At 47.2% G+C, this 479-nt stretch carries 1 protein-coding gene; it reads left to right on the plus strand.

The window, feature by feature from the left end:
* A partial coding sequence (locus ACTHUR_RS19665; protein ID WP_440400475.1) for a TerC family protein occupies window positions 1-355 on the plus strand: 355 nt, incomplete at its 5' end.
* Between the last annotated feature and the right edge of the window lie 124 nt (window positions 356-479).

The following is a 479-nucleotide window of genomic DNA, read 5'->3' on the forward strand; positions in this document are numbered from 1 at the left end:
CGCTAAGCCGCTTTTGCTGGTATTGATTATGATCGAATTGAGCGACATCATCTTCGCCGTGGACAGCATCCCTGCTATTTTCGCCGTAACCACTGACCCTTTCATCGTCCTCACTTCCAACATTTTTGCCATTTTGTGCCTGCGTGCCATGTACTTCTTACTGGCAGACTTTGCCGAACGCTTTATTTTCCTCAAATACGGCTTGGCTTTCGTGTTGAGCTTTATCGGTATCAAGATGCTGATTATGCACTGGGTACATATCCCGATTTCCATTTCCCTGTCCGTCGTCTTCGGCGCACTGGGCGCGTCCATCCTGACTTCTTTGGTGTACACGCGTCAGCAAGAGAAAAAATAATCTGCCGATATAAAAAGGCCGTCTGAACATTTCAGACGGCCTTTTCAAATATCAAACACCAGCTTATTTAGCAGCGTCTTTCAATTTGTCGGCAGCTTCTTGAGTCGCATCGGCTGCTTTACCC

Source organism: Neisseria sp. P0021.S007 (genome assembly GCF_051956855.1).